Consider the following 8,523-nt stretch of genomic DNA (forward strand, 5'->3'; position numbering starts at 1 on the left):
GTGGTCTCGGATTCTGCTGCACTCATGGTGGTACCCATCATTCCCTAAGGGAGGCCGGAAGCAGCGCCACGGGGGTGGCGCCGCTTCCGGGTTTCGTTCCTGGAAGGCTAGGCGCCGATGATGTTGTACTCGGGGCCGAACGGGAACTTGGTGATGTTCTCCGCGCCGTCCTCGCCCACCACCAGGATGTCGTGCTCGCGGTAGCCGCCGGCGCCCGGCTGGCCGTCAAGGACGGTGATCATCGGCTCCATGGAGACCACCATGCCCGGCTCCAGGACGGTGTCGATATCCTCGCGGAGCTCCAGCCCGGCTTCCCGGCCGTAGTAGTGGCTGAGGACGCCGAAGGAGTGTCCGTAGCCGAAGGTGCGGTTGGCCAGGAGTCCATACCCGACGTAGATCTCATTGAGTTCCGCTGCGATGTCCTTGCAGACCGCGCCGGGCTTGATCAGTTCGAGGCCTCGCTTGTGGACTTCCACGTTGATGTTCCACAGCTCCAGGGACCGGGCGTCCGGCTCGCCGTAGAACAGGGTGCGCTCCAGGGCGGTGTAGTAGCCGGAGGTCATGGGGAAGCAGTTCAGGGACAGGATGTCGTGTTCCTGGATCTTGCGGGTGGTGGCCCAGTTGTGGGCGCCGTCGGTGTTGATGCCGGACTGGAACCAGACCCAGGTATCACGGATTTCCGAGTCGGGGAAGGTCCGGGCGATCTCGTGGACCATGGCCTCCGTACCGATCAGCGCGACCTCGTACTCGGTGATCCCGGCGGTGATGGCGTTGCGGATGGCTTCGCCGCCCAGGTCGCCGATCCGGGCACCGTGCTTGATGACCTCGATTTCCTCGGCGGACTTGATCATGCGCTGGCGCATGGCGGCCTGGGCCACGTCCACCAGGGTTGCGGACGGGAAGGCTGCCTGGATCTTGTTCCGGTTGTCCAGCGGGAGCGAGTCATCCTCGACGCCGAGGCGGCGGGGGTTGATGCCGCGGGTCCGCAGGACTTCCTGGATGGCGAAGATGTAGTTGTCCCGGCGCCAGTCCGTGTAGACGATGTTGTCGCCGTAGCTGCGGCGCCAAGGCATGCCGGCATCGATATTGGCGGTAACGGTGACGGTGTCATCCTTGGTGACCACCATGCCGTACGAACGGCCGAAGGTGGTGAACAGGAAGTCCGAGTAGTACTTGATGGAGTGGTAGCTGGTGAGGACGACGGCGTCCAGTTCCTTCTCTGCCATGATCCGCCGGAGGCCCGCGAGCCGGCGTTCGAACTCGGCGTCGGAGAACGTGAGGCTGACCTTCTCGCCGTTCTTGAGGATCTTGGTGCGCTCGAGTTCGGCGACGGTGGTGGCGTTCTCGGTGGTGATGGTCATCGTGGCGATGCCTTTCTCTGGTGCATTTTCGATGTGCAGGTGGTTCGGTAGGGACGGAAGTTATTCGTGCCGCAGCGGCTCTTTGCAGGTTTCCCTGGAGAGTGCCACGGCGATGAGCGAAACGACGGCGGCAGCGACGAGGTACCAGGCCGGCGCCAGGTCGTTTGCGGTTGCGGCGATGAGGAGCGTCGCCATGAACGGGGCGGTGCCGCCGAAGAGGGCGTTGGAGAGGTTGAAGCTGACGGCAAAGCCGCTGTAGCGGACCCGGGTGGGGAACATTTCAGCCAGGAAGCTGGGGAGCGTGCCGTCGTTGAGGGTGAGCATGGCGCCCAGCAGGATCTGGATCAGGACGATCACCAGGAAGTTGCCGGTCCCGAGCAGTGCGAACGCAGGAACTGTCAGGACGATGAAGGCGACTGATGCGGTGATCAGTACCTTCTTGCGCCCGTACCGGTCCGAGAGCATGCCGGTGAGGAAGATGAAGCCGATGTAGGTGACCAGCGCGATGGTCGTGGCAAGGAATGATTCGGTCTCGCCCAGGCCCAGTTCCGAGGACAGGTAGGTGGGCATGTAGCTGAGGATCACGTAGAAGCCGACGGCGTTGAGCAGGACGGCCCCGACGGCCTGGAGCAGTTGCCGCCAGTGGTTGCGGAAGAGGCTGGAGACGGGCGCCTTGGCAGCGTGGTCCTGGGCCTCCAGATCGCGGAACACCGGGGTGTCTTCGAGCTTTGTCCGGATGTACCGGCCGATCAGGCCCATCGGGGCGGCCAGGAGGAACGGCAGCCGCCAGCCCCAGCTCTGCATCGCGTCGGCAGCGAGCAGCGTGGTCAGCAGCCCGGCGATCAGTGAACCGAGCAGGAGGCCGGCTGCGGTGCTGGCGGGAACAACCGCGGCATACAGGCCCCGCTTGTTGGCGGGGGCGTACTCCACCAGGAACGCCGATGCTCCCGCGTACTCGCCCGAGGCAGAGAAGCCCTGGATCACCCTGATGACCAGGAGCAGGATGGGAGCCCAGATTCCGATCGTGCCGTATCCGGGAATCAGCGCGATGCAGAAAGTTGCTCCGGACATTATCAGGATCGACAGCGAGAGGGCTGTCCGCCGGCCAACCTTGTCGCCAATGTGGCCCCAGACGAAGCCGCCGAGCGGCCGCACCAGGAATGAAATGGCAAACAGGGCGAAGGTCAGCAGGAGCCCGGTCTGCGGGTTGGATTCCGGGAAGAAGACTGATGCGATAGTGACGGCCAGGTAGCCGTAGACCGCGTAGTCGAACCATTCGACGAAGTTGCCGATGAAGCTGGCCGCAATGACGCGGCGGCGCGTTTCCTTGCTGACGGCATTGTCAGCAGGAGTGGAGTTGCTGGACGGGGTTCCATTCGACTCCGGGCCAGCTTCCCGCTCACGGGCGGGGGAAGAAGTTTCGTTACTCATGTATCCACCAAAGTGTTTGTGGTTGCATTCAGCGCAACGCTGTTGCACCAGAATAGGCGTGACGGCGGCCACAGTCAATGGTTTTCGGAAAGGGCAATTTCTTTGCACCCTCGGCTGGTACGGAAGGTTGCTAAGGCCTGGGTCTTGAGGCTGACTTCCAGGAGCACGTTGCCTCACATGCAATAAGGTTGCAGCGAAGGGTGCGTGCTGGCCTATGCTGGCGTGAAGCGCGCGGCGCGTGGCAGCCAGGCCGTGCTGTTGACACCCCACAAGGCGACTGACATATTTCGTGTAAGCGCTATACGCATCGCGTTGTGTAATACGCAATTGATTCGGGAGATGCCGGGAGGATCGAGCGGCGCCAACCACCCCTTTGGGGGCTCCCGCCCACCCCTTTGGGTAGCCGTCCGGAGGTGCCGCAGCTCCTAGAATTGATAGTCGGGCCGGGAACTTTCGTCCGGCCAACGAAAGGAACACAGGAAACATGGTTCACAAAGTCAAGGCCGTCATTGCCAAGGAAAAGAACGCTCCGGTGTCAGTGGAGACCATCCTGGTTCCGGATCCGGGACCGGGTGAGGCGCTCGTTGACATCCTGACCTGCGGCGTCTGCCATACGGACCTGCACTACAAGCAGGGCGCCATCAACGATGACTTCCCCTTCCTCCTGGGCCATGAAGCCACGGGTGTTGTGTCCGCCGTGGGTGACGGTGTCACATCCATCGCCCCCGGTGACCGGGTGATCCTGAACTGGCGCGCCGTTTGCGGCGAATGCCGTGCCTGTGCCAAGGGCCAGCCGCAGTACTGCTTCAACACCGCCAACGCCACCCAGAAAATGACGCTCGAGGACGGCACCGAGCTCTCCCCTGCCCTGGGCATCGGCGCCTTCGCCGAGAAGACCCTCGTTGCCGCGGGACAGTGCACCAAGGTGGACCCCGAGGTTGATGCTGCCGCCGTGGGGCTGCTGGGGTGCGGAGTGATGGCAGGCATCGGCGCCGCCATCAACACCGGCGAGGTAAAGCGGGGCGAGTCCGTAGCGGTGATCGGCTGCGGCGGCGTGGGCATCGCCGCGATCGCCGGCGCCAAGCTGGCGGGCGCTACCACGATCATCGCCGTGGACATTGACGCGAACAAGGTGGACATGGCCAAGTCGCTGGGCGCCACGCACGGCATCGACTCCAGCAAGGAGGACCCCATCGAGGCCATCCGCGCCCTCACGGGAGGCAACGGAGCCGACGTGGTGATTGACGCCGTCGGCCGTCCCGAAACCTACAAGCAGGCGTTCTACGCCCGCGACCTCGCCGGCCGCGTGGTGCTGGTGGGCGTCCCGACGCCGGACATGAAGCTGGAACTGCCGCTGCTGGACGTCTTTGGCCGGGGCGGATCGCTGAAGTCCTCCTGGTACGGCGACTGCCTTCCCTCCCGCGACTTCCCGATGCTCGTCTCCCACTACAAGCAGGGCAACCTGGACCTGGACGCCTTCGTTTCCGAGCGCATCAGCATCGACCAGGTGGAGGAAGCGTTCGAGAAAATGCACGAAGGCAAGGTCCTCCGCTCCGTCGTCGAACTGCCGGTGGCGGGTTCCTGATGGGCGTCCGGATCGAGAACCTGGTCACCTCGGGCACGTTTTCCCTCGACGGCGGCACCTGGGACGTCGACAACAACGTCTGGATCGTGGGCAACGACGAAGAATGCGTGATCATCGATTCCCCGCATGACGCGTCCGCGATCATCAACCAGGTCCGGGGCCGGAAGGTCCTTGCCATCCTGCAGACCCATGCCCACAACGACCACATCGGCGCCGCCCGCGAGGTCGCCGACGCCGTCGACGCCCCGATCTACCTCAACCCCGAGGACCTGGTCCTTTGGGAACAGGTCTACCCGGACACGAAGCCGGACCGGGAACTGAACGACGGCGACCTCTTCCAGGTGGGCGGGGCAACCCTCCGGGCGATCCACACCCCCGGGCACTCCCCCGGCTCCACCTGCTTCTACCTGGAGAGCGAAGGGACCGTCTTCACCGGCGACACGCTGTTCAACGGCGGCCCCGGCGCCACCGGGCGGTCCTACAGCGACTACCCCACCATCCTGGCCTCCATCCGCGAACGGCTGCTCACCCTCCCGCCGGAGACGGTGGTCCGCACCGGACACGGCGACAACACCACCATCGCGGCGGAGCAGGAAACCCTGGCGGGGATCGCGCAGTAGCCGTCGAAATCAACTAAGGTGCCAACAGGCGCGCCGGGAAAGCCTGGCGCGCCTTCATGGCGCCACGAGCACCTGCAGTCAGCAAGCACGAGCACGGCAGCAAGAGCAGGACGAATGCCGGCAAGGAAGTTGGGACAATGAAGTTCGGGAAACAGCCCGCCCCCGTCGCGGACATCAATGAGGACGACCTGGAGGTCCGCAAACCCAAGGTTGAGGCGGCGGGAGTCAAGGCCGTGATGGTGGCGCTGGAGCGCGCCGTGGCCCAGGCCGGGGTCGCGCGTACGGCACACTCCCTGCTGCGGCTGAACCAGCGCGGCGGTTTCGACTGCCCCGGTTGTGCGTGGCCCGAATCGGACAAGAAGCGCAAGGCGGCCGAGTTCTGCGAGAACGGTGCCAAGGCCGTGGCCGAGGAAAACACCCTCCGCACAGTTGGTGCCGAGTTCTGGGCAAAGCACTCCATCGCCGAGCTCTCCACCAAGACCGAATACTGGCTGGGCAACCAGGGCCGGCTGAGTGAGCCGATGGTGATCCGCGCCGGCGAGACCCACTACTCGCCGATCTCCTGGGCCGAAGCATTCGAGCTGATCGGAGAACACGTCCGGGCTTCAACTCCGGACCGCTGCGTCTTCTACACCTCCGGGCGCACCGCGAACGAGACCGCGTTCATGTACCAGCTCTACGCCCGGGCCATCGGCACGAACAACCTGCCGGACTGCTCCAACATGTGCCACGAGTCCTCCGGGTCCGCACTGAACCCGACCATCGGGATCGGCAAGGGCACCGTTTCGTTGGACGACATCCATGATTCCGAGCTGATCTTCGTCGTTGGGCAGAATCCCGGAACCAACCATCCCCGCATGCTGTCCGCGCTGAAGGAATGCAAGGACAAGGGCGGCAAGGTAGTGGCGGTCAATCCGCTGCCCGAGGCCGGCCTGTTCAACTTCAAGGATCCGCAGACCGTCTCCGGCGTGGTGGGCGGCGGCACGCCCCTGGCCGATGAGTACCTGCAGATCAAGGTGGGCGGCGACCTCGCCCTGTTCCAGGCCCTCGGCCACCTCCTCCTGGCAGAGGAAGAACGCAACCCGGGGACCGTCGTCGACCATTACTTTGTGGAGGCGCAGACGGACGGGTTCGACGCCTACCGCCAGGCCCGCCGGGAGCTGGACTGGGCGGAGACCGAGAAGGCCACCGGCCTGTCCCGCCAACAGATCGAAACCGTGGCCGGAATGCTCATCAAGTCCAAGGCCACCATCTTTTGCTGGGCCCTGGGCGTGACGCAGCAGCCGCACTCGGTGGACACCATCAAGGAAATGGTCAACGTCCTGCTCCTCCAGGGCAACTTCGGCAAGCCCGGCGCCGGCGCCTGTCCCGTCCGCGGGCACTCCAACGTCCAGGGCGACAGGACCATGGGCATCTGGGAGAAACCCAAGGAATGGCTCCTGGAAGCGCTGGATACCGAGTTCGGGATCACGTCCCCGCGGCACCATGGCTACGACGCCGTCGAAGCCATGGAAGCCTTTGAACGCGACGAGGTGGACGTGTTTGTGTCCATGGGCGGCAACTTTTCGCTGGCCTGCTCGGACACCGAAACGCTGGAAGCCGGGATGCAGCGGATTGGCCTCACCGTGCACATCTCCACCAAGCCCAACCGCTCCCACATCGTGCACGGGCGCACCTCGCTGATCCTGCCCACGCTGGGCCGGACGGACAAGGACGACAAGCACCCGAACGGCGCCCAGTTCCTGTCCGTGGAGGACTCCATGTCCGTGGTCCACTCCACCCAGGGCAGGCTCCAGCCTGTCTCAGAGCACCTGCTCTCCGAGCCGGTCATCGTGGCCCGCATGGCCGAAGCAACCTTCGGCCCGGACCATTCGGTGGACTGGAAGGCCATGGCCGAGGACTACGACGTGATCCGCGACCACATTGCCCGCGTCCTGCCCGGCTTCGAGGACTTCAACACCCGCATCCGGACCAAGAACGGGTTCGTGCTGCCCAACCCGCCGCGCGACACCCGATCCTTCAAGACCGACATTGGCCGCGGCCGGTTCACCGTCAGCCCGCTCGAATACCTCACCCCGCCGGACGGGCACCTTGTGCTCCAGACCATCCGCAGCCACGACCAGTACAACACCACCTACTACGGCCTGGACGACCGCTACCGCGGCATCTCGGGCGGCCGCCGCGTCATCCTGGTGCATCCCGAGGACCTGGTGGAACTGGGCTTCAAGGACCGGGACCTGGTGGACGTGGTCAGCACCTTCCGCGGCCACGACCGCAAGGCGGACAAGTTCCGCCTGGTGGCCTACCCCACCGCCAAGGGCTGCGCCGCCGCGTACTTCCCCGAAGCCAACGCACTGGTCCACAAGGAAAACGTTGCCCGCGTCTCCAACACCCCCGGGTTCAAGGCCATGTTCGTCCGCTTCGTCCCGCATCTGGCTGAAGAGGCCGGGCAGGTTTCGTCAGAGGAGCTGGAGCCTGCCGCAGCGGTGTAGTTCCGCGCCTGCGTTTACAGGCATTGACGACGACGGCGATATTCGGCACGTGCCGGATGTCGCCGTCGCTTTTCTGTCCGGGCGGGTTGGTCCGGCTTTGAAGATTCAGCCACCACCCGTATCCCTTCAGGCGGGCGGGGCGTGCAGGAGCCGTTCCAGGGCTTCTTCTCCCGGGGAGAGGCCGACGTAAGCAAAGTCCGGCGGCCCGCCGGCCACGGACCCTGCCCCGCCTGAGACGGACCTTACTTGGTGGGGCCAGTGGGGTGGTTCCCAGTCCTGGTGTTCGCTTGTGTAGTGGCGGCCGGTGGGTGAGGTCCAGCCGGGTGGTGCGGTTTTTGTTGCCGGGGTGGGTTTCCAGCCGCTGGTGTGGCGGAGTTTGTGGTGTTTCGGGCAGGGCTGGCCGAGGTTCGAGACTCCTGTGGTGCCGCCGTTGTGCCAGGCGAGGAGGTGGTCGGCTTCGTTGTCGAGGGAGTGGTTGTTGCAGCCGGGGAAGGGGCATTTTCCGTCCCTTAGCCTGAGCCAGTTCCGCATGGCTTTGGTGACCCGGTAGCTGGTGCGGCCGATTTCCAGCGGCGCCCCGTCCCGCGGGTCCACGAGGATGCGGTGGAACGAATCCGCCCCGGCCGCGACGAGGTCCCGGGCCATGGAGGGCGGGATGGGTCCGTACCCGTCCAGCATGGCCGATTCCTCGGTGAGGCCCAGCAGGGAGAACACGGGCACGGTGACCAGCACCTCGGCCCGGACTGGCGCTTGGTTTGGACCGGTTCCCTCGCCGCCGTCGCCGGCACCGGCTGCACCGGTAACGCCGCTGGTGTTGCCGCTGTTGAGGAGCCCTTCGGCGAAACTATCGGCCCGGAGCTGGGTGAGGGTGCGGTGCTCGTTCGGTCCCTGCGCGGCCCGGGAGAGCGCGGTGAGCTTGTTCCAGAGGGCCGTGGCCTGGTGGGCGGGCAGGTAGGCGGAGAGCCAGGCCATCCCGTCCTGGTCGGGCCGGTATTCGACCCGCCGGTCCGAAACCCCTTGGGCGTGGCGTTGTT

6 protein-coding genes are annotated in these 8,523 nt (G+C 65.2%); 3 read left to right on the forward strand and 3 right to left on the reverse strand.

Annotated features, from left to right (window positions below; all coding sequences use genetic code 11):
* Positions 1-107 precede the first annotated feature (107 nt).
* Entirely contained in the window at positions 108-1,361 is a 1,254-nt protein-coding gene (locus ACQ3DC_RS14285) for an aminopeptidase P family protein (protein ID WP_157239841.1), read from the reverse strand.
* 60 nt (positions 1,362-1,421) lie between these two features.
* On the reverse strand, positions 1,422-2,792 hold the full coding sequence (locus ACQ3DC_RS14290) for an MFS transporter (RefSeq protein ID WP_430752531.1): 1,371 nt from the start codon (positions 2,790-2,792) through the stop codon (positions 1,422-1,424).
* 484 nt (positions 2,793-3,276) lie between these two features.
* On the opposite strand from ACQ3DC_RS14290, the gene ACQ3DC_RS14295 reads away from it, so the two are divergent.
* The 3 genes from ACQ3DC_RS14295 (at position 3,277) to ACQ3DC_RS14305 (ending at position 7,489) form a co-directional block, all read left to right on the forward strand.
* A complete protein-coding gene (locus ACQ3DC_RS14295; protein WP_157239844.1) occupies positions 3,277-4,377 on the forward strand; it encodes an S-(hydroxymethyl)mycothiol dehydrogenase in 1,101 nt (366 codons plus the stop codon).
* The gene (locus ACQ3DC_RS14300; protein WP_157239846.1) at positions 4,377-4,997 is read left to right on the forward strand and encodes an MBL fold metallo-hydrolase; all 621 of its coding nucleotides are present in this window, start codon (positions 4,377-4,379) and stop codon (positions 4,995-4,997) included. The genes ACQ3DC_RS14295 and ACQ3DC_RS14300 overlap by 1 nt, the downstream gene beginning before the upstream one ends.
* Positions 4,998-5,134: 137 nt before the next feature.
* Entirely contained in the window at positions 5,135-7,489 is a 2,355-nt protein-coding gene (locus ACQ3DC_RS14305; RefSeq protein ID WP_430752532.1) for an FdhF/YdeP family oxidoreductase, read from the forward strand.
* Between the two features lie 126 nt (positions 7,490-7,615).
* On the opposite strand, the gene ACQ3DC_RS14310 is transcribed toward ACQ3DC_RS14305, so the two are convergent.
* Positions 7,616-8,523, reverse strand: a 908-nt coding sequence (locus ACQ3DC_RS14310; protein ID WP_430752533.1) for a DUF222 domain-containing protein, incomplete at its 5' end; no start/stop codon positions are given.

Origin of the sequence: Paenarthrobacter sp. NEAU-H11 (assembly GCF_050573415.1) — a bacterium.
GTDB lineage: Bacteria > Actinomycetota > Actinomycetes > Actinomycetales > Micrococcaceae > Arthrobacter.